Source organism: Mesorhizobium sp. M2A.F.Ca.ET.046.03.2.1 (assembly GCF_003952425.1).
Taxonomy (GTDB): Bacteria; Pseudomonadota; Alphaproteobacteria; order Rhizobiales; family Rhizobiaceae; genus Mesorhizobium.
Window position 1 is genome coordinate 1040563 of record NZ_CP034449.1, and the last position, 19925, is coordinate 1060487.

The window sequence follows — 19925 nt, forward strand, 5'->3', positions numbered from 1 at the left end:
CTCAAGCGTGGGTGTAGTGAAGCAGCGTCCATTCATCGACATGGACGCGATCCTGCGGATGGACGACCAGCGTGGTCGCCGGGTGTTCGATGATCGCCGGGCCGGTGACCTCATGCCCGGGCTGCAGCAAATCCATCTCGTAGAGATCGGCCTTGTGCCAGCGACCGCCGATATAGGCCTCGCGCACGCCCTTATGGGCCGACGCCGGGTCGGATTTGCCGAGCGGTCGCTTGACCAGCATCGGCTTGACCTTGTCGGCGGTAGCGATCAGCCCTAGCTCGGTGATCGAGAAACCGGCTTCGCCATAGCGCGAGACGCGGTGGTTGACCTTGGCGTAGACCGCCTCGAACTCGGCGATGACCTCGCGCATATCGTCGGCCGAACCGACCGCCGAAAGTGGCGCCACCACCTCGACGTCCTCGAGCTGGCCGGTGTAGCGCATCATCAGGAACGGCACGGTCTTGATCTTTGGGAGCGCATGGCCGTCGGCAACCATCTCGTCGACCGCGGCCTTGGTCAGGTCATCCCAGACGGAAGTGACCTTTGCGCCGAAGGCCTGCAATTCGTCGTCGCTGGCGCGCGCGCCAATATCGATCTGCGTCGACACCGAATGCCGGCGCATGAAGTCGGCGGTGGTGCAGCCAAAGGCTGAGAAGGCTGCGGCGAACTGGAAGGTGATGATGTCCTTGAAGCCGATGCCCCTGGAGCAGCCGGCCAAATGCAGCGGTCCGGAGCCACCGTAGGAGAGGAGCGTGAATTCAGATGGGTGAATGCCCTGTCCGGAGATGACGCGACGCAAAGCGTTGTTGGCGTCGGCCTCCAGCATGTCGATCATGCCTTCGGCGGCTTCCTCGACGCCGACGCCGAGCACCCGGGCGCATTTCTCCTCGAAGGCTTTGCGCGCCTTCTCGACCTGAAGCACGACCTTGCCGCCGAGGAAGTAATGCGGGTTCAAACGGCCGAGGATGGCATCGCAATCGGCGATGGTCGGCTCGGTGCCGCCCTTGGCGAAGCAGATCGGGCCGGGATCGGACCCGGCGCTTTCCGGTCCGAGCGAAACCTTCCTGGTCAGCGGGTCGACCTTCAGGATCATGCCGGCGCCGGCGCCGATCGTGTCGAGATGCAGCGTCGGCACGTTGAGCTTGAAGCGGTCCATCAGCGGCTCGTTCTCGATCCGCGTCTGGCCACGGGTGATGACGCCCATGTCGAAGGACGTGCCGCCCATGTCCGAGCAGATCAGCGAGTCGTTGCCGATCAGCTTGCCGACATAGGCCGCGCCCAGGATGCCGCCGATCGGCCCGGAGATCATCGTCTCGTGCAGGCGCGGATGGTCGATGGAGGTCAGGCCGCCGAAGGAGAGCAGCGTCTGCACGCCATATTTGAAGCCGTATTTCTTTGAGACGTCCTCGATGCCCTTCAACTGCTTGCGGCCGCGCGAGGTGGCGTAGGCCTCGATCAGCACCGAGTTCAGCCGCGACTGCTCGCGGATGACCGGACGCACCTCATGGCTGGTGTAGACGAGGATGTCGGCGCCGGCGGCGGCGATCTCCTCGCGACATATCTCGGCGATGCGTTTCTCATGCGCCGGATTGACGTGGGAGAAAACAGTCATGATGCAGATCGCCTCGACCTTGTCAGCGATCAGCTTCCTGGCCGCCGCGTGCACTTCGTGTTCGTAGAGCGGCAGGATGATATCGCCGAACTGGTCGATGCGCTCTGTCACGCCGTGGGTGCGGCGGCGCGGCACCAGCGGATCGGGATGGTGATGGGTGACCGCATGCAGGCGGTCGGCATAGGAATAATCCGCCCAGGCCTGCAGGCCGCGGCCCATCAGGATCATGTCCTCGAGGCCCTTGGTGGTGATCAGCCCGAGCTTGCGGCCGGTGCGCGACAACAGCGTGTTGAGCATGCCGGTGCCGGAATAGAGCACCACGTTGACGCCCGAGAACAGGTCCTGCAGCGAGATGCCCCAGGCATCCGCCGCGTCCTCCGCCGAGGCGAGGAAGCCTTCCGCCTCGTTCTTTGGCGTGGTCGCCGACTTGCCGATCTTGAAGTGACCGTCCTGATCGACAAGGATCGTATCGGTCATGGTGCCGCCGGCGTCGATCCCAATGACGATTGGATTGGTGGTGATCTGGTCCACGGTCGCTTTCCCTTGCCGAGAATGACCACAGGCTAGATTCCCGGAGCCGGATCGCGCCATATGCCTAAAGACACAATGACCGGGCGGCGCGGTTCGCCGAGAAAAGGGCATGCGCATGGGCAACATCTGGGCGCCGCTGGCCAGGGCGATCGCCGCCACCGGCACCGACCGGCATGTCGACTGCCTGATCGACCTGATCGGCGCCGACATCGCGCATGATCTGGTGACGGTGACGCGCTATTCGGCGACCAGGACCCCGGAATTCGTCAAGCACCGGCGCTTCTCCGATGAGATGGTGCGGCGCTATCTCGACAGTTATTACGTCTTCGACCCTTTCTACGCCTCATGGCGCAGCCAGCGCCGGCTAGGCATCATCCCGCTCAAGGGACTGGCCGACGAGGAAGCGAAGCGCGGCCAGTACATAGCCGGCTTCCTCGCGCAGTCGGAGATCTGCGACGAGGTTGGCATCATGCTTTCCGACGGCGGTGACTGGTGCCTCGGCATCTTCCTTGATCGCTCGACCGTGTCCTTCAGGGACAGCGAGATCGCGCTGCTCACCGAACGGCTGCCGGTGTTCGAGGCGCTGCATGCGCTGGACATCAAGGCGCGCGGCTCAGAATTTTCCCGCACCTCGGCTCCGAGCGGCCCGGGCGCCTCACCGCAGCAGAGGCCCAGAATACCGGAGGGCCTATGGCCCGAACTTTCCTTGCGCGAGCGCGAGTTGGTGCAGCTTATCCTGGCCGGCCATCCGACAGCCAACATCGCCGAGCGGCTCGGCATCACCGTCGGCACGGTGAAGAACCACCGCCGCCGCATCTATGAAAAGCTCGACATCACCACCGAGCGCGAATTGTTCCTGCAGTTCTTCCAGCACGAGAGCTCAGCAAGGTAGCTACTCTCAATCGAGTGCAGCGAATTGCCTCGCCGCACAGCAACCGGGGTGGCTGAAGTTCAAACCCTGACATCGTGGATACGTGGCTAGCGGGTGGTTCGAGCCGGTGCTGTGGCGGAGTCGTTTTACAGGGCTCCTTTTGCTTGTGCCCTCTTGCCGAGATAGAGTTCCTGCATGACCGACGACTGCTTCAACTCCTCGATGCCGCCTGACACCACGATGCGCCCCGAATTCATCAGATAGCCTTGCTCGGCCACCGAAAGCGCCAGCCCGGCGTTCTGCTCGACCAAAAGCACCGCCGCGCGGAATTTCTCGCGCACGTCAACGATGATCCCCTGTAACTCGGACACCAGCAATGGCGACAGTCCGAGCGACGGCTCGTCGAGCAACAGGATGCGCGGTCTGGCCATGAGGCCGCGCGCGATCGCCAGCATCTGCTGCTGACCGCCGCTGAGCGTGCCCGCCTTGGCGCCGCGCTTCTTGGCGAGGATGGTGAAATAGTTCTCCATCAAGGCGATGTCGGCCTCGACCGCATCCCGGTCCTTACGGCAGTAGGCGCCGAGCAAAAGGTTCTCGCGCACGCTCATATCGGCGAACACGTGTCGGCCTTCCGGCACCATGACGACGCCGAGCGTGGCCTTCTCATCAGCGTGAAGTGCGGTGACATCGCGGCCATCGAAGGTCACCGTGCCGCGGCGCGGCTTCACCAGACCGGCGATGGAACGCAGCAGGGTCGTCTTGCCGGCGCCGTTGGGGCCGAGGATAGTGACTATCCCGTTTTGCCCGACCGTAAGCGAGACGTCGCGATTGACCGCGACAGGCCCATAGCCGGTATCGACATGCTCGACGACGAGCAGGCTCATGATGCGACCGCCTTCTTGTCGGGACCGAGATATACCTCGCGCACCTTGGGGTCGGCGAGCACCTCGGCCGGCGGGCCTTCCGCGATCTTGGTGCCGAAGTCGAGCACGATAAGGCGATCGCATAGGTCTGACATCATGTCCATGTCGTGGTCGATGAGGCAGACGCCGATGCCTTGGGGCGGCAGTTGCGCGATGACCGCCGCGAAGGCCTGGGCTTCGCTGTCGTTGAGCCCGGCGCCGGGTTCGTCGAGCAGCAGGAGTTCGGGCGAGACGCCGAGCGCGACGGCCAGGCCCAGACGCCTGAGGCTGCCGAAAGGCAGCGATCCGGCGATCGCCCTGCCGAGCGGCGCCAGGCCGACGAAGTCCAGGATCATCGCGGGCGACGCCCAGCGGCTGCCGCCCCTCCTGCCCTGCTCCCAGGCGATGCGGACATTCTCGTCGACGGTCAGGCCCGGGAAAGACATCGCCTGCTGAAACGTCCGCACCAGCCGCTTTCGCGCGATGCGGTGCGCGCCGATATTGGTGATGTCCTGCCCTTGCCACGATACCGTGCCGGCGGTCGCCGGGTGGACTCCGGTGACGACGTTGAACAAGGTCGTCTTGCCGGAGCCGTTGGGACCAACGATGCCGACAACCTGGTCGGTGTCGATGTCGAGATCGATGCCGTTGAGCGCGACGACACCGCCGAACTGCTTGCGCAACCCCCTCACCTCAAGCGCCGCCATTCGAGCCTCCGCCTTGCTTTTCGAACCCGCCGCGAACCACGCAGTAGACGTTCTTGATGCCGGCTCCGACTCCGCCCGGCAGCAGAAGGATCACCAGAAGCAGACAGACGCCATAGGCGATGCGGGAATCGACCGGATCGAGGTTCAGCACCTCGGGCAGGAAATTGACGACGACCGCGCCGATCAGCGGCCCGTAGAGATAGCGGGCGCCGCCCAGCATGACCATTAGCGCCAGGTAAAGGCTCGGGAAAGCGCCGAACAGGGTCGGCGAGATGTGGCGCAGGTAATAGAGTTGCAGCACCCCGGCCAGACCCGCGAACAGGCCCGAAACCATGAGCACGCCAAGCTTGTGCAGGTCGACATTGATGCCGACCGAACGCGCCAGCTGCTCGTTCTCGCGGATGGCCCGCAACGTCCGGCCGTAGCGCGAATTGCCGATGAGATAGGTCGCGGCGAGCGCCAGGAGGAGCGCCGCCAAGACCAGGTAATAATTGTTGGAGAGCTTGTCGAAATTGATGCCGGGCAAGGGCGTGACCGACCCGACATCGAGGCCGGTGGCGGATCCGGTGAAGGTGCCGCCATTGGTGAGCACGATGACGAACAGGGCGCAGAAGCAGAAGGTGATGATGATGTAATGTTGTCCGCCCACTCTCAGCGTCGGCAGACCGATGACGCCGCCGACGATCGCCGACAAGGCCATGGCGAAGGGGAGCGACGTCCAGAAGCCCAGGTCGAGCTGCACGGAGAGGATCGCCGAGGCATAGGCGCCGATCCCCATCAGCGCCGCATGGCCGACCGACATGATGCCGGCCTGGCCGAACTGCAGACCGAGGCCGTAGAGGCCGATCGCCGTATAGAGCGTGGTGATGGCGATCGACAGGAAGCGGTAGCCGAGGCCGAGCCAGGGCAAAGCTATGAGCAGCCCCGCCAGCAGGATTGCCGTTATCGCCTGAACGCCGGCCGGCAGGGGAACCGACGCGTTGTCCGCCGTCAGAAGCGCGAGGCGATCCCGGGCTCTGCTGCCTTCCGGCGCGGCGCCCGTCTTGTCGGCGCTGGTGTCGGTCATGGGCATCGACATCTCACGATGCCTTGGGGCCGAGCGTGCCGCCGAGCAGACCCTGGGGCCGCAGCACCAGGATCAGGATCATCACGACCAGCGAATAGGCGTCGGTCCATTCCGGATATCCGTAACCAGCGCTGAGGCCGTCGACCAGGCCGAGCACGAGACCGCCAACGACGGCGCCGCCGACATTGCCGAGACCGCCGATCAGCGAAACCGCGAAGCCGCGGATGATGATAACGCTGCCGGTGAAGGGCGTGATCGGAAACAGCGAGATCATCAGCGCGCCACCGATGCCGGCAAGCAGGCTGCCATAGATGAAGACGCCGGTGACATAGCGGCGCACCGGGATGCCCATCAGCTCGGCGGTGTCGCGGTCCGAAACACTCGCCCGCAACGCCATCCCATAGCGGCTGCGCGAGATGCCGAAATAAGTTATCGCCACGATCACGGCCGTTACCGCGACGACGATCGCGCGCATGGCGATGATATCCACGCCGCCGATCGTCCAGACCAGGCCGACCGGGTCGGTGATGCTCTTCTGGAACTCGTTGAAGACGCGGATGACGGCGTGCTGCAGGATCACGCTGAGGCCGATCGACATGATGAAGCCGTTCATCGGCCGGTTGAGCGTGAAGCGGAACAGGCATCTTTCGGCGGCAAAGCCGAGCGCTCCAACCAGCAGGCCGGCCAACACCAGCGCGACGAAGAAGTTCATGCCGGTGCCGACCATGAACCAGGTCGCCATGCCCCCGACCATCAGGAACTCGCCATGAGCGAAATTGACGATGCCGGCCAGGCCGAAGATCAGCGTGATGCCGATGCCAATGAGAATGGTGACGCTGGCAACCGAGAGGCTGTTCACCAGTTGCTGCACAAAAATGTCCATCATCAAATCCGGGTGGCGAACCTGCTGGGAAGGAGATGGGCGGAACATAGCCGCCCATCCCGATTTTGGATTTTGTCGAGGGCCGGCTCAGCCGCCGTTGTCGCCGGGCGGCGGTGCGGCCGGCGGCTGCTCGACCGCGCATTTGAACTTGTCGGATGTGTTGGGTTCGACCATGCAGACCTCGGTCGCGAAGGTGACCTGATGATGCTTGTTGAACACAAGCGGCACAGGCGACACGACGCCCTTGTAGTCCGACTTCAGGAGCTCTGCGACCACCGCGTCCGGATCATCGATCTTGCCGACCTTCTCCAGCGCCTTGGCGTACCAGAAGAAGTAATCGTAATAGAGCAGCGAAACGGAGGACTGCGGGCCTTTGGCGGCGCCGAGGCCGAAATATTTGTCGAAATACTGCTTCACCTCGGGGTATGGCGAGGAACCCCAGCAGACCGGCACGCAGCTCATCGTCACCGGCACGTTCGCCTTCAGGCTACGCTCCTGATAGATGCCCGGATCGACGCCGAACAGGAAATAGGACGGGGCCACGCCGAGCTTGAGGGCTTGCGGGAAGGCGGTGAGGGTTGAATCGCCGTTGTACCAGAAATGCACGATATCGGGTTTCATGCCCTTGATGCGGGTGAGCAGCGGCGAGAAGTCGGTCGTATCCGGCGGATACTGCACGAGGTCGACTTTCTGGCCTTCCGCCTCGAGCGCCTTGACATAGTGCGACGACAGATACTGTCCGGTCGCGTCATTGCCGACGAACACCACCGAATGCTTCGGCGGCGACTTCAGCTGCGGCGTGAGCAGCGACAGCACGCCCTTGGCGGTGCTGCCGCTGCGCTGCCATTCCTGCGGCTCGCTCTGGAACGCGTAGTGGAGCCAGCCGTCCTCGGCGACGGCCTTGTCGTCGAGCACGGCGCCGAGCGAGCTGTTGCCGGAAAACTGCAGGACCTTGGCCGGGCCGGTGATCTTGGCCATCGACACGGAGAAGTCATGCGTCTCGGTGCCCCAGATCGCCTTGACGCCGATGTCGTTGACCAGCTCGCGCGCGGACGCGATGGTGACGTTCACATCCGTCCGGTTGTCGCGGATATAGAGTTTGATCTTGTAGGTCTTGTCGCCGACCTTGATGCCGCCGGCGTCGTTGATCTGCTGCGCCGCCAGGTTGGCGGCGCCGACGATGGTGTTGCCGGCCGAAACGAACGAGCCCGACTGCGCGGCGATGACGCCGATGGGCAGTTCCTCGTCGGCACGTGCCGTCTGCAAAGCCATGGCGAGCCCAGCGGCTGCCATGGCCAATCCAAGTCCTAGCTGTCTCATGCATGTTCCTCCCGTTACATGGCCAACTTGTCATACAACCCTATTACCATGTAACACGGCTGTCAACTTGACTCCGGCCTGACGGCGATCGAACAGGTGGCGTCGTGTCACCCCTTTCGTTCGTCTGTTTCCGATCTAAGCTTGGGTTGGGAAGTTCATCGTGCGAGGCGCCGGACAAGGATGCCCAACGCAGAGACATGCGCCGCGGTCATTGTGATGATGAAAGTGGCCCGGCAACGCCAAGGCGGAGGGCGCAGAGCCTTGCCACAGTCACAGCGACAAGCGGTACGCCTCAATGGCGGAAGCGCCAAAAATTTGCGACCGTTCTTCTTCCGTCAACCCGGAGAGGCAATCGCCGAGGGCGTGCTTGACCGACTGATAGTCGGCGGCGACCAGGCAGACCGGCCAGTCCGAGCCGAACAGGCATCGCGACGGCCCGAAGATCGAAAGCACCGCGTCGACATAGGGCTGCAGGTCCTGGCTTTTCCAATGCCGCCAGTCGGCCTCCGTGACCATCCCGGACAGCTTGCACCAGACGTGGTCGCGATGCGCCTTGAAACCTTGCATCAATCCGGCCCATGGCTCCATGGCGTGCTGCGCAATGCGCGGCTTTGCGATGTGGTCGACCACGAAACGCAAATTGGGATGCCGTTCCACCGTCTCCAGGGCCGCGGGGATTTGCGGCTCCTTCAACAGCAGGTCATAGGCGAGGTTCGCTTCGGCGACCGCAGCCAGCCCGCGCTGGACGTCCGCGCGCAGCAGCCAGTTCGGATCCGCCTCGTTATGGACGAGGTGACGGATACCGGCCAGATAGCGGCCATCCGGCCGCGCCTTCAGCTCGGACAAGGTGGCCGCCACCTCGGGGTCGGTGAGGTCGACCCATCCGACGACGCCGGCGACGAAGTCGGTCCGGCTCGCGGTCTCCAGGAACACAAGCGTCTCGTTGAGCGAATGCCAAGTCTGGACAAGGATGGTTTTGTCCACGCCGGCCGCGGCGAGCGCCGGCATGAGCTCGTCGGGGGAGAACACCCGGCGTATGGAAGCGTAATCCTCCGTCATCCAGCCGCAGGAGCCATCCGCCGGATCCCAGAAATGCTGATGGCCGTCGATCACCATGGCGGTCACCAGCGCTGGTGCACAGCGGCCTTGATGCGCCGCTCATAGATGTCGGCGATGCGCTCCATCACTTGCGGCGACAGCGCCGGCAGGTCGGACGCGGCGGCGTTTTCCTGCGCCTGCCGGACGGACTTGGCGCCCGGAATGGTCACCGTCACCGCCGGGTTCATCAGTATCCAGCGCAGCGCCCATTGCGCCATTGTCGCGCCTGGCGGCAGCAGCGGCCGCAATTCCTCGACCGCCTGCAGGCCTTCCTGATAGTTCACGCCGGAGAATGTCTCGCCGACGTCGAAGGCCTCGCCCTGCCGGTTGTAGTTGCGGTGGTCCTTGGCACTGAAACTGGAATCGCTCTTGAACTTGCCGGACAAGAGCCCGCTGGCCAGCGGCACCCTGACGATGATGGCGACATCCTTCTGGCGCGCCATGTCGAAGAACAGCTCCGCGGGTCGCTGCCGGAACATGTTGTAGATGATCTGGACGCTGACGACGCCTGGATATTGCAGCGCCTTGATGCCTTCCTCGACCTTCTCGACGCTGACGCCGTAGTGACGGATCTTGCCCTCCTCGACCAGCCTGTCCAGCGCCTCGAACGTCTCGGGCTGGTAGAAGACCTCCGTCATCGGACAGTGGAGCTGGACCAGGTCGAGCACGTCGACCTCGAGATAGCGCAGGCTGCGCTCGACGAAGCTGGTCAGGTTCTGGCGATTGTAGCCGGAAGCGACATGCGGGTTTAGCCGCTTGCCGGCTTTGGTGGCGACCATCGGCCTCGCGCCGCCCCGCCCCTTCAGCGTCTTCGCGATCAGTTTTTCCGCCCGGCCGTCGCCATAGACATCGGCCGTGTCGATCATCGTCACGCCTGAATCGAGCGCCGCATTCAGCGCCGCGATGCCGTCCTTCTCCTCGACGTCACCCCAGTCGGCGCCGATCGCCCAACTGCCGAAGCCGATTTCCGACACTTGCCAGCCGGTGCGGCCAAATCGCCTTTGATGCATGGAAACTCACTCCTCAAAGCCAACGTCGTCTTGACGGGTCGTGCCCGCAGGAATATCAGACCGGATAGTTGTATGACAACCCTGTAAGCATGCAAAAGGTGATGGCAAAAAGCGGCGGCCTTGAATCTACCGGCAAGCTGGAGGGCAACAGCAGGTTCCTGGCATTGGCGCGTGTCGGCGATCGATGCCAACCCGACCTGGACCGTCAAGCCGCCGCCGCCGCTGATCGATACAAGCCACGAACCGGTCGAGCGGCCTTGCCCGATTTACTTCCCGGCACTGTCGCGGAGCTGCTCGAAGCGCTTGTAGGAACGGGTCAAGTGCAGCCGCATCGCGCGCTGCGCCGCCTTGGCGTCGCGTGCTGCGATGGCATCATGGATCGCCCGGTGCTCGCGCCGCGTCCGCTCGAAATGCCGTTCGCGCTCGGCGGGCTCCATCCGGTCGAATTGCGTCCACTGCCGCGGGATCATCGCGGTGCCGAACGTGTCGAAGAGCCGGCTGAAGTAGGCGTTGTGCGAGGCGAGCGAAATCGCCCGATGGAAAGCCGCATCCTCGGTCGCAGCAAGACCCGTCTCGGCGATCGCCCGGTCGATGGCGCCAAGCTGCTTGGCCATGAGCGCAAGGTCCTTGGCGGTGCGGCGCGTGGCCGCCAGCGCCGCCGCTTCGGCTTCGACGCCCATGCGGAGCTCGAGCACCGCCAGGATCTCGTCGATCGATTCGACATCCGTCGGCACGATGGAAAAGGTTTTCGGCGGCGGCTCCTGGGCCACAAAGGCGCCAAGGCCCTGCCGTGTCGTGATCAGCCCTCGTGCGCGGAGCGAAGCCAGCGCCTCGCGAACCACCGTCCGGCTGACGCCCGTCGCGTTGACAATCTCCTGCTCGGTGGGAAGCCGCTGTCCCGGCGCAAGATCGCCGGCCTCGATCTGCGCGGCAAACTTGTCGACCAGCTCGCCCCTGAGGTTGGGGGACTGGCGAATGGCGCCGAACATTGCTCCCTCGCGATCCGTCATTGGAAAACCGGCCCGTTAAATCGATTCTTGCGCCAAGGATCGCACCGCTTGGTTGCAACGGCAATCTCTCGTTTCCAACGCATGTCGCCCAGAATTGCGCGCGGTTCTGGGAGAACGACATGCGTCAAGCAAAGATGCATGTCGCCCAAGTGAACAGCGGTTCTAGGACAACGGCATGCATCAGGACAGCAACCCCAACAGCAAGGGAAGACCAACATGAAGCGGCAAATCGGCTTTATTGGACTTGGCGCGATGGGCTCGGGCATGGCGGCCAACCTTCTGGCCAAGGCTTGGCCGCTGACGGTCTGGGCGCACCGCAACCAGGAGGCGGCGCTGAAGCTGGTCGGCGCCGGTGCCCGCCAGGCGGCCACACCGCGTGCGCTCGCCGAAGGCTGCGACATCGTTCTCCTCTGCGTCACCGGCTCGCCGCAAGTGGAAGCGGTCGTGAAGGGACCGGAGGGGCTTGCGGCTGCCGGCAAACCACTGCTGATCGTCGACTGCTCGACCTCCAACCCGTCCTCGACGATCGCGCTCGCTGCCGAGCTTGCTGCTCAGGGCGTGACGCTGATCGACGCGCCTCTGGCGCGCACGCCCAAGGAAGCTGCCGAAGGCAAGCTCGACGTCATGGTCGGCGGCGCGGCGGAAGCGGTCGCCCGCGCGCGGCCTGTCCTCGAAGCCTTCGCCGCTCGCGTCGTCCACACAGGCCCGACCGGCAGCGGCCACACTATGAAGCTGCTCAACAATTTCGTCTCGATGGGCTATTCCGCGATTTATTCCGAGGCGCTGACGCTCGGCGCCAAGGCCGGGCTGACGCCACAGGTCTTCAACAGCGTCATCTCTGGCAGCCGCATGGATTGCGGCTTCTACCAGGCCTTCTTCGACTTCGTACTGAACCGCAACGAAAACGCCCAGCGCTTTGCCATCGCCAATGCGCTGAAGGACATGACCTACCTCGCCTCCTTCGCCCAGGCCGCCGGCATCGCCAACCCGGTCGGCGCCGTGGTCCGCAACGGTTTTGCCACGGCGGTGGCCGCGGGGCACGGGGAAAAATTCGTGCCGGCGCTGTCGGATATCGTCGCGGGGTTGAACGGGGTGTCGCTGGTTGAGCCGGCGGCTGAGTGAAATCGCACAGGGCGCTCCTCTCCGTTTTGGCTGCCGCTGACCGAGCGGGCTGAGCCGCTGCCTACCCCGCCGCCTGCCCGCGCACAGCCTTCCGCAGCCGCGAATGCCGCGCCGTCGACGCTGGCTTCGCCGAGGCCTCGCCTCCCGGCAGTCCTACGCGAGAAGCCGCACCTGCTAGATGCCGCGTCATGGCGGAGCTCGCGCCCTTCGCGTCGCCGGCCTTGATCGCCGCCAGGATGCGCTCGTGCTCGCCCAGTGTCGTGCGCGCCATGTCGTCGGATTTCTGCTGGTTGCCGGCGGCCAGGATGCTCTCGCGCACCCGTTCCGAGACGAAGACGAGGAACTGGCCCATATAGGGGTTCTGGGTCGCCTCGGCGACGGCGCGGTGGAAACCGAGGTCGTTCTTCAGCCAGGCGACGCTGCCATAGGGAGCCGTGCGCATCCCGTCGAGTGCCTGTTCCATCGCCACGATATCGGCATCGGAGCGGCGGGTCGCGGCCAGTGCGGCGATCTGCACTTCCAGCATGCCGCGCAGTTCGAACAGGTTGCGGAAGGAATCCGCCCGCTGCAAGGTTTCATAGTCGATCGTCAGCACCGTCGCGTTGGTAGCGTCGGCAACGAAGGCGCCCCTGCCCTGCTGCGACCAGATGCGGCCTTCGGAGCGCAGCCTTGCGATCGCTTCGCGCACCACGTTGCGGCTGACCCCGAACGTGGTCGCCAGCGCCTGTTCGGTCGGAAGCTGATCGCCGGGCTTCAGCCGCCCCTGCGCGATCTCGCGCGAGATGGAACTCGCCACGAGCGTGGAGAGGTGCGGACCGCGATTGACCTTGTCGAGCTTCAGCGTCATCGCTCACCTATAGTCGAGCGCGGATGCGGACGCCAGAATGCGGCCGTTGCTCAATATATGGCGCGGATCAATCGCATCCTTGATGCCTGCCGCAAGATCGAGCGCCACCGGATCGACGCGGTCGAGGAAGGCCCGCTGCTTGACCCGGCCGATGCCGTGCTCGGCGCTGATCGAGCCGCCATAGCGGTCGACGACGGCGAAAATCTCCGCTTCCGCCTCCTCGAACAGATGCTCGATCGCCTCGGCCGCCATGCCCTCCGGCGGCACGACGTTGAGATGGATGTTGCCGTCGCCGACATGGCCGTAGGTGACGGGCAGCGCGTCGGGTCTCGCCCGCCCCAATTCGAACAGTGCATCGGTGACGAAATCGGCAAGCTTCGAGATCGGCACGGAGACGTCGGTGCGCAGATAGCGGCCGCCGCGCCCCTGCCGCTCGACCATGATCTCGCGGTAGAGCCACAGGCGCTCACCCTGCGCCCGGGTCGATGCCACGATTCCGTCCTCGACGAGATCCTCGACGCCCGCGAGAAAACTCAACAGCATATCCTTGAGGTCGATCAGTCCTCCGGACGAAACCTCGATCAGCACATAGGCGGGGTAAGGCTTGCCGAGCGGCTCGTGGAAATCCTTGCCCTCGCGCATGGTGATCTCGATGCCGCCGCGCAGGATCAGCTCGAAGGCGGTGAGCAGGTCGCTGCAGCCGCGCCGCGCCCGCGCATAGAGCGCCATCGCGTCCTCGACCGAACGCAGGCCGACGAGCGCCGTTTCGATCTGCGTCGGCCTGGGGAAGAGCTTCAGCGCAGCGGCGGTGACGATGCCGAGCGTGCCTTCCGAACCGATGAAGACCTGCTTCAGATCATAGCCGCGGTTGTCCTTGCGCAGGACCTTCAGTCCGTTCCAGATCCGGCCGTCGGCCAGCACAACTTCGAGGCCGAGCACAAGGTCGCGTGTCATGCCGTAACGCAGCACGTTGAAGCCGCCGGCATTGGTGGCGACATTGCCGCCGATGCGGCAGCTGCCCTGCGCACCGAAGGTGATCGGCAGGATGCAGTCGCTCTCCTCGGCCGCGCGCTTGGCATCCTCGAGGATGCAGCCGGCTTCGACCACCATCGCGAAGTCGATCGGGCTGATCGAGCGGATCCTGTTCATGCGCTCCAACGAGACGACGACCTCGTTGCCGTCAGCCGCCACCGCCGCTCCGACAAGGCCGGTCAGCCCGCCCTGTGGCACGACGGGGATCCTCTCGGCATGGCAGCGCCTCATCAGCGCCGACATCTCTTCCACCGAGCTGGGCCGCGCCACCGCCAGCGGGCGGCCGAAATGGTCGCCCGACCAGTCGCGGCTGTAGCGGACAAGGTCCTCTGCCTCGGTCAGTAACCCGCCATCTGACAGCACGCCGGTGAGGGCGGCGATCAGAGATGCGGAATTGGGCGGCACGGCATTCATGAACTGAACCTGGACCCTTCCGGAAAACGACTGGACAACCACCAATCTTGTCGTGTTATCATACAACCCTGATTTAGAACATCAAGCGACGCCATGCTTCCCGAAGCCGTTTGATGTGGATGGTCAGACCGGCAAATCACTGAATTCGGAGGACTTTCCCAATGAGCGACGCCCCCGGCTTTCGCTATATGCACACCATGATCAGGGTGCTCGACCTCGACAAGTCGATCGCCTTCTACACCGAAGTGCTCGGCATGACCTTGCTGCGCCGCGAGGATTATCCCGGCGGCAAGTTCACCAATGCCTTTGTCGGCTACGGGCCGGAGGACAAGGAAGCGGTCGTCGAGCTGACTTTGAACTGGGGCCGCGAGGAACCCTATGAGATAGGCACCGGCTTCGGCCATCTGGCACTCGGCGTCAACGACATCTACGCCGTTTGCGCCGAGCTGGAAAAGCGCGGCGCCAAGATCCCGCGCAAGCCCGGACCGATGCAGCACGGCACCACCCACATCGCCTTCGTCGAGGACCCGGACGGCTACAAGATCGAGCTGATCGGTCTGGACACTATGCAGTAAATTCAGCCCGGACTGCACCGGCCTCGCGCCGATGCGGTCCCCCTGCGTCCGCGCTTGCTTGGGAGGCGGTGCGGATCGGTCCGTCACTTGATGACCGCTATCTTGCTGCGGTCGATGGTGATTGCGACGGCGGCGATCAGCACCGCGCCGAACACCATGTTCTCCAGGAAGATATTGACGCCGACGAAGGTCATGCCGATGCGCACGATCGAGATGATCAGCGCGCCGACCGCGGTGCGCGCGACGCCACCCAGCCCGCCGGTGATCGCAGTGCCACCGACAATGACGGCCGCGATGGCCGGCAGCAGGAGCTGGTTGGCGAGCACCGGCGAACCGCTCGACAGCCTGGCCGCCAGCACGACGCCGGCGATGGCCGCCAGCATCCCCGATGCGGCAAAGGCGATGATCTTGGTGCGGTCTACATTGATGCCCGCCGCCCAGGCCGCCGGTTCGCCGGCGCCGACCGCGATCGCCTGACGGCCGAAGCGCGTATAGCGCAGCACCAGGAAACTGACGATGCCGATCAGCGCCGAAATCAGCACCACCATCGGCAGGCCAAAAATCGTGGCGTTGATCCAGGCGGTCTTTTCGCGGCCCGCTTCCTCGATGGTGATGGCGCGGCCGTTAGAAACCCAGAGCGCCAGGCCCGTGACCACGCCGCCGGTGGCCAAAGTCGCGACGAAGGACGGCACGCGTAGCTTGACATGCACGATGCCGCTCAGCAGCCCAAAGGCGAGGCCGGACAGGATCGCCACCGGAAAGGCGGCGAAGCCGAGCGTAGGCAAGAGCTGCGCCAGCATCACGCTTGCCAGCGAGGCGACCGCCTGGATCGACAGGTCAATGCCGCCGAGCAGGATCGCGAAGGTGACGCCGGTGGCCAGGATGAACAGCACGGCGGTGTTGGCGAAGAGCAGCGCCAGCGTCTCGCCGGTCAGGAAGCCGGGCGCGGCGATCTCGATGATCAGCAGCAAGGCGACGAGCAGGACCAGCGGTATGGCGCCCTGCGTCCACTTGCCCTCGAACACCTGCCTGATGGAAAAACCCTCGTTCATCGGCTCACACCATCGCTCGCAAGAGGTCTACCTGCTTGGGCTTGTTGCCCGGGCTGGCGTCGAAGCGCGCCGTGATCTCGCCGTCGCGCATCACCAGCACCTGGTGCGACAAGCCGATCGTCTCTTCCAGCGTATCGGAGATCAGAAGGATCGCCACGCCCTCCTCAGAGAGATCGCGCACCAGCTCGTAGACCTCTTCCTTGGCGCCGACATCAAGCCCACGCGTCGGATGGTCGAGCACCAGGATGCGCGAGCCGGCCGTCATCCAGCGCGCCAGCACCACCTTCTGCTGGTTGCCGCCGCTGAGCTTGCGGCAGGCGGCGTCCGGTCCGGGCGCCTTGATGCTGAGCCGCTTGATCCAGTCGGCGGCAAGCCGCCGCTCCTTGCCGTAGTCGATGGCGCCGTTGCGCATGACGCTCGAGAGATCCGCCAGCGAAATGTTCTCGGCGATCGACAGGAACATCACCAGCCCTTCCAGCCTGCGCTCGCGCGGCACATAGCCGATACCCCTGCGCACCGCCGGTTCCGGCGAGCCGAAGCGCACCGGCTCGCCGGCGATCTTCATCTCGCCGGCGTCATGCGGCAGGAATCCGCCGATGGTGCGGGTCACCTCTTCACGGCCGGAACCGACGACGCCGGCGATGCCCACGATCTCGCCGGCGCGGATCGAAAGATCGACCCCGTGATAGAAGCCGTTAGCGCCCAGCCCCTTGGCCTCGACCATGATCTTGTCGCCCGGCGGCTGTTGGCGCGCCTCGCGGTAATATTCGGCCTGCAGCCCGCGCCCCACCATGATCTCGTGCAGCTCCGGCGCGGTGACTTGCGTGGCGCGGTGCTCGGCCACGACCGCGCCGTCCTTCATCGTGTAGACGCGGTCGGAAATCGACAGCACCTCGTCGAGCCGGTGCGAAACAAAGACGAAGCTGGCGCGGGACTTCAGCGAGCGCACCCGCGCGAACAGAACCTCGATATCGGCGGCGTTGAGCACCGAGGTCGGCTCGTCGAGCAGGATGAGCAATGGACGCTCGACCATCTCCTCCAGCGTAAGCGCCTTGGCGAGCTCGACCATCTGGCGCGCTGCGAAGGTCAGCTCGGAGGTGCGCGCGGTGACGTCGATGTCGACGCCGATCTTGGCGAGCTGCCGTCGCGCCGCCGCGTTCATGGCACGCCAGTTGACGAGGCCGAAGCGGGTGAAACCGTCTTCTTCCCCCAGATAGATGTTTTCGGCGACAGTGAGGTTGAGCACCAGCGACTGTTCCTGGAACACCATGCCGATGCCGTGCCTGGCCGCGTCGCGGGCATTGCGCAGCTTTAGCGGCTCCCCATCCAGCGTAAGTGAGCCGCCATCCGGCCGGTAGCCGCCGGCCAGCAGCCGCATCAGCGTCGACTTGCCGGCGCCGTTCTCGCCGATCAGCCCCACCACTTCGTTTGGCCGCACCTCTATGGAGACGTCGCGTAACGCCTGGACGCCGGGGAAATTCTTGATGATGTTCGACGCCTGCAGCATGGCGGTCACTTCACGATCTTGAGCCGAACGCGGTCGAGCGACAGCGCCACGGCGGCGATGATCATCAGGCCCTGCACCGTCTGCTGGATATAGGGCGAGATGCCGAGCAGGATCATGCCGTTGGCCAAAACGGTGACGATCAGCACGCCGATCAGCGTATTGACGACGCCACCCTCGCCGCCGGTCAGCGCCGTGCCGCCGACGACCACGGCCGTGACCGCGGCAAACAGCCTGCCGTCGCCGATGACGGCATGCGACTGGCCGAGCTGGGCCGCGGCGAGCACGCCTGCAATGCCGAAGAAGAAACCCGCCAGCGCGAAGGCCGCGATGCGCACGCGCGTGACGTTGACGCCAGAGAGCTTGGTCACGTCCTCGTCGCCGCCGATGGCCAATATGTGGCGGCCGAGCCTTGTGTAATATTGGATAATGGCGGCAAGGGCGAACGCGCCGATGGCGACCCAAACCGCCAGCGGCAGTCCGAGGAAACGATGCAAGGCGAGGTCGCGGATCGAAGCGTCATTGAGGCGGATGGCCGAGCCGCCCAGCATGTAGACCGACAGGCCGAGCCCGATGAACCACATGCCGAGCGTCGCCATGAAGGATGGGATGCGCAGCATCGTCTGCACGAGGCCGCTGATCAGCCCCATGATCGTGCCCGCGGCGACCGCCGCCAGCACCGCCCACCAGCCATAATCGTTGCCGTTGCTGTCATTGGCGGCCAGTAGCACCACCACCATCGCCGCCACCGACAGCGTGCCCTCGACCGAAAGGTCGATGCTGCCCATCAGGATGATGAAGGTCAGCCCCATCGCCAGTGTCAGCGGCACGGCGGCGGAGTTCGCCAGTCGCACCAGATTGCGCAGCTCGATGAAATTGGGATTGGCGATGGTGATCAGAATGCACAGCACGACCAGCACCGCCAGCGGCGCGAGCCTGCGCCAGCGCCTGCCGCCGAGCATGCTGGCGATGCGGCCGGGGAGGAATGTCATAAGCGTCGTCCGCTCGATGTCCGAAACGGACTTCAGGGGTTCTGTCTGGATTGTCAAGAAACCGCTTCCCGTCTGCTGGTGACAGGCGTCGTGGCCACGGGCGCAAGACGCCGGCAAAAAGGGAGCGGGCCGCTGCCAGGGAGAAGCCGGCCCGCCCCAACGGGTCAGGCGCGGATCGCTCCGGTCACCCGGCCCCACAGATCGTTCCAGTCAATCTCGGGCTTCGACTCGACATTGGTCTTGTAATATTCCTCGACATTGTCGTGCGAGATCAGCACCGCCTTGCCGTAGAATTCGCGGTGCTCCGGCGGCTCCTTGGCCGGATCGAACTTGCCGATCTTGGCGTTGTAGCCGATCGCAAGCCCCATGCCGCCCTGCCAGAACGGATCCGAGGTGACCGTGCAGGCGAACTCGCCTGTGCGCACCGCGTCAACTGCCGTCTTGATGCCGTCGACGCCGACGATCGGCACCTTGCCGGCGAGGTTCTCGGCGCGCAGCGCTTCGAGCGCGCCGGAGCCCATGTCGTCATTGGCGGCCCAGATGCCCTTGATGTCGTCGCCGAAGCGGGTCAGCAGATTGCCCATCAGGTCGAAGGCCTCGGTCGATTTCCAGTTTGCGACCTGGAAGTCGAGCAGCTTGATGTCGGGATTGGCGGCAAGCGCCGCATCGAGGCCCTTCTTGCGCTCGATCGCGGCCGTGGTCGAGATCAGGCCGCCGAGCGCGACGATGCCGCCCTTGCCGCCCATCGTCTTGAACAGGATCTCGGCGATGGTCTTGCCGCTGGCGATGCCGTCGAACTCGATATGCGAGACATAGTTCGGGTTGAAGTCTTTTGGATGCAGGTCCGCCGGCTTGTTCCACTGCGTCACCACATAGGCGCCGGCCTTGGCGCAGGCTTCGACGATGGGGCGCGCGTCAGGCGTGTCGTTGGGGTCGGAATTGAGCACCATGTTGCCGTTGGTCTTGGCCAGCATCGCCTTGATGTCGGCGATGCCCTTCTCGCTGTTGCCTTCCGAAACCAGCGTGACATGCTCCAGCCCGGCCCATTTGGCATAGGCCTCGGCGCCGGTCTTCCACACCGCGTGATAGGGATTGGACAACGAGCGGATCGACGTCACCAGCGTCGGCTTGTCGGCCGCGCGCAATATGTTCGGCATCGCCAGCGTCACCGCGCCGGCGGCGGCGCCCACCATCAGCGTCCGGCGGCTGACCCTGCCGGAAAAAACAAGACCATTGCTGTCCTTCATTTCGAACCTCCCGATTGAATTTGTTTCCCGCCCGGCGCTTGCGCAGGAAGCGCGGCCGGGTCCTCCAGCGAGGGTCGTCGATCTCCTCTACTTGTATGACAACCCTTCAACACGGCAACCATACTCTTTC

17 protein-coding genes and 1 pseudogene are annotated in these 19925 nt (G+C 64.6%); 3 read left to right on the forward strand and 15 right to left on the reverse strand.

The window, feature by feature from the left end:
• Position 1 precedes the first annotated feature (1 nt).
• Complete coding sequence (locus EJ072_RS05040) at positions 2–2143, reverse strand: hydantoinase/oxoprolinase family protein (protein WP_126078829.1); 2142 nt, start codon at positions 2141–2143, stop codon at positions 2–4.
• Positions 2144–2252: 109 nt separating this feature from the next.
• Here EJ072_RS05040 and EJ072_RS05045 point away from each other — a divergent pair, with 109 nt between their 5' ends.
• A complete protein-coding gene (locus tag EJ072_RS05045; protein WP_126078830.1) occupies positions 2253–3035 on the forward strand; it encodes a helix-turn-helix transcriptional regulator in 783 nt (260 codons plus the stop codon).
• Between the two features lie 125 nt (positions 3036–3160).
• On the opposite strand, the gene EJ072_RS05050 is transcribed toward EJ072_RS05045, so the two are convergent.
• The 8 genes from EJ072_RS05050 to EJ072_RS05085 form a co-directional block, all read right to left on the reverse strand.
• Positions 3161–3898 (reverse strand): ABC transporter ATP-binding protein, encoded by a 738-nt coding sequence (locus tag EJ072_RS05050; RefSeq protein WP_126078831.1) that lies wholly within the window; start codon positions 3896–3898, stop codon positions 3161–3163.
• The gene (locus EJ072_RS05055; protein ID WP_126078832.1) at positions 3895–4623 is read right to left on the reverse strand and encodes an ABC transporter ATP-binding protein; all 729 of its coding nucleotides are present in this window, start codon (positions 4621–4623) and stop codon (positions 3895–3897) included. Before EJ072_RS05055 ends, EJ072_RS05050 begins: the two co-directional genes overlap by 4 nt.
• Positions 4610–5695: a branched-chain amino acid ABC transporter permease gene (locus tag EJ072_RS05060; protein ID WP_245467193.1), complete on the reverse strand. Its 1086-nt coding sequence runs from the start codon at positions 5693–5695 to the stop codon at positions 4610–4612. Before EJ072_RS05060 ends, EJ072_RS05055 begins: the two co-directional genes overlap by 14 nt.
• A gap of 7 nt (positions 5696–5702) precedes the next feature.
• Positions 5703–6575, reverse strand: coding sequence for a branched-chain amino acid ABC transporter permease (locus EJ072_RS05065; protein WP_245467194.1), 873 nt, complete (start codon positions 6573–6575; stop codon positions 5703–5705).
• 84 nt (positions 6576–6659) lie between these two features.
• Positions 6660–7865 carry an ABC transporter substrate-binding protein gene (locus EJ072_RS05070; protein ID WP_245467195.1) on the reverse strand — a complete coding sequence of 402 codons (1206 nt, stop codon included), beginning with the start codon at positions 7863–7865 and terminating at the stop codon, positions 6660–6662.
• Positions 7866–8162: 297 nt separating this feature from the next.
• The gene (locus EJ072_RS05075) at positions 8163–9008 is read right to left on the reverse strand and encodes an amidohydrolase family protein (RefSeq protein WP_126078834.1); all 846 of its coding nucleotides are present in this window, start codon (positions 9006–9008) and stop codon (positions 8163–8165) included.
• 5 nt (positions 9009–9013) lie between these two features.
• Entirely contained in the window at positions 9014–10000 is a 987-nt protein-coding gene (locus tag EJ072_RS05080) for an aldo/keto reductase (protein WP_126078835.1), read from the reverse strand.
• Between the two features lie 266 nt (positions 10001–10266).
• Complete coding sequence (locus EJ072_RS05085; RefSeq protein ID WP_126078836.1) at positions 10267–11010, reverse strand: FCD domain-containing protein; 744 nt, start codon at positions 11008–11010, stop codon at positions 10267–10269.
• Between the two features lie 198 nt (positions 11011–11208).
• Between EJ072_RS05085 and EJ072_RS05090 the strand changes: the two are divergent.
• Positions 11209–12132, forward strand: a pseudogene (locus EJ072_RS05090) (NAD(P)-dependent oxidoreductase); the annotation flags it as partial.
• 61 nt (positions 12133–12193) lie between these two features.
• On the opposite strand, the gene EJ072_RS05095 reads toward EJ072_RS05090, so the two are convergent.
• Together EJ072_RS05095 and EJ072_RS05100 are read right to left on the reverse strand one after the other, a co-directional pair.
• Complete coding sequence (locus tag EJ072_RS05095; RefSeq protein ID WP_126078838.1) at positions 12194–12979, reverse strand: FadR/GntR family transcriptional regulator; 786 nt, start codon at positions 12977–12979, stop codon at positions 12194–12196.
• A 3-nt stretch (positions 12980–12982) separates the two neighbouring features.
• Positions 12983–14425: an FAD-binding oxidoreductase gene (locus EJ072_RS05100; protein ID WP_126078839.1), complete on the reverse strand. Its 1443-nt coding sequence runs from the start codon at positions 14423–14425 to the stop codon at positions 12983–12985.
• A gap of 161 nt (positions 14426–14586) precedes the next feature.
• Here EJ072_RS05100 and gloA point away from each other — a divergent pair, with 161 nt between their 5' ends.
• Positions 14587–15000 (forward strand): lactoylglutathione lyase, encoded by a 414-nt coding sequence (gloA, locus tag EJ072_RS05105; protein WP_095080570.1) that lies wholly within the window; start codon positions 14587–14589, stop codon positions 14998–15000.
• Positions 15001–15083: 83 nt separating this feature from the next.
• Here gloA and EJ072_RS05110 read toward each other — a convergent pair whose 3' ends face one another.
• The 4 genes from EJ072_RS05110 to EJ072_RS05125 all read right to left on the reverse strand — a co-directional run bounded on the left by EJ072_RS05110 (position 15084) and on the right by EJ072_RS05125 (position 19795).
• Positions 15084–16052: an ABC transporter permease gene (locus EJ072_RS05110; RefSeq protein WP_126078840.1), complete on the reverse strand. Its 969-nt coding sequence runs from the start codon at positions 16050–16052 to the stop codon at positions 15084–15086.
• A gap of 4 nt (positions 16053–16056) precedes the next feature.
• A complete protein-coding gene (locus EJ072_RS05115) occupies positions 16057–17559 on the reverse strand; it encodes a sugar ABC transporter ATP-binding protein (RefSeq protein WP_126083509.1) in 1503 nt (500 codons plus the stop codon).
• Between the two features lie 5 nt (positions 17560–17564).
• Positions 17565–18605: an ABC transporter permease gene (locus EJ072_RS05120; protein ID WP_245467196.1), complete on the reverse strand. Its 1041-nt coding sequence runs from the start codon at positions 18603–18605 to the stop codon at positions 17565–17567.
• A gap of 107 nt (positions 18606–18712) precedes the next feature.
• Entirely contained in the window at positions 18713–19795 is a 1083-nt protein-coding gene (locus tag EJ072_RS05125) for a sugar ABC transporter substrate-binding protein (protein WP_126078841.1), read from the reverse strand.
• Between the last annotated feature and the right edge of the window lie 130 nt (positions 19796–19925).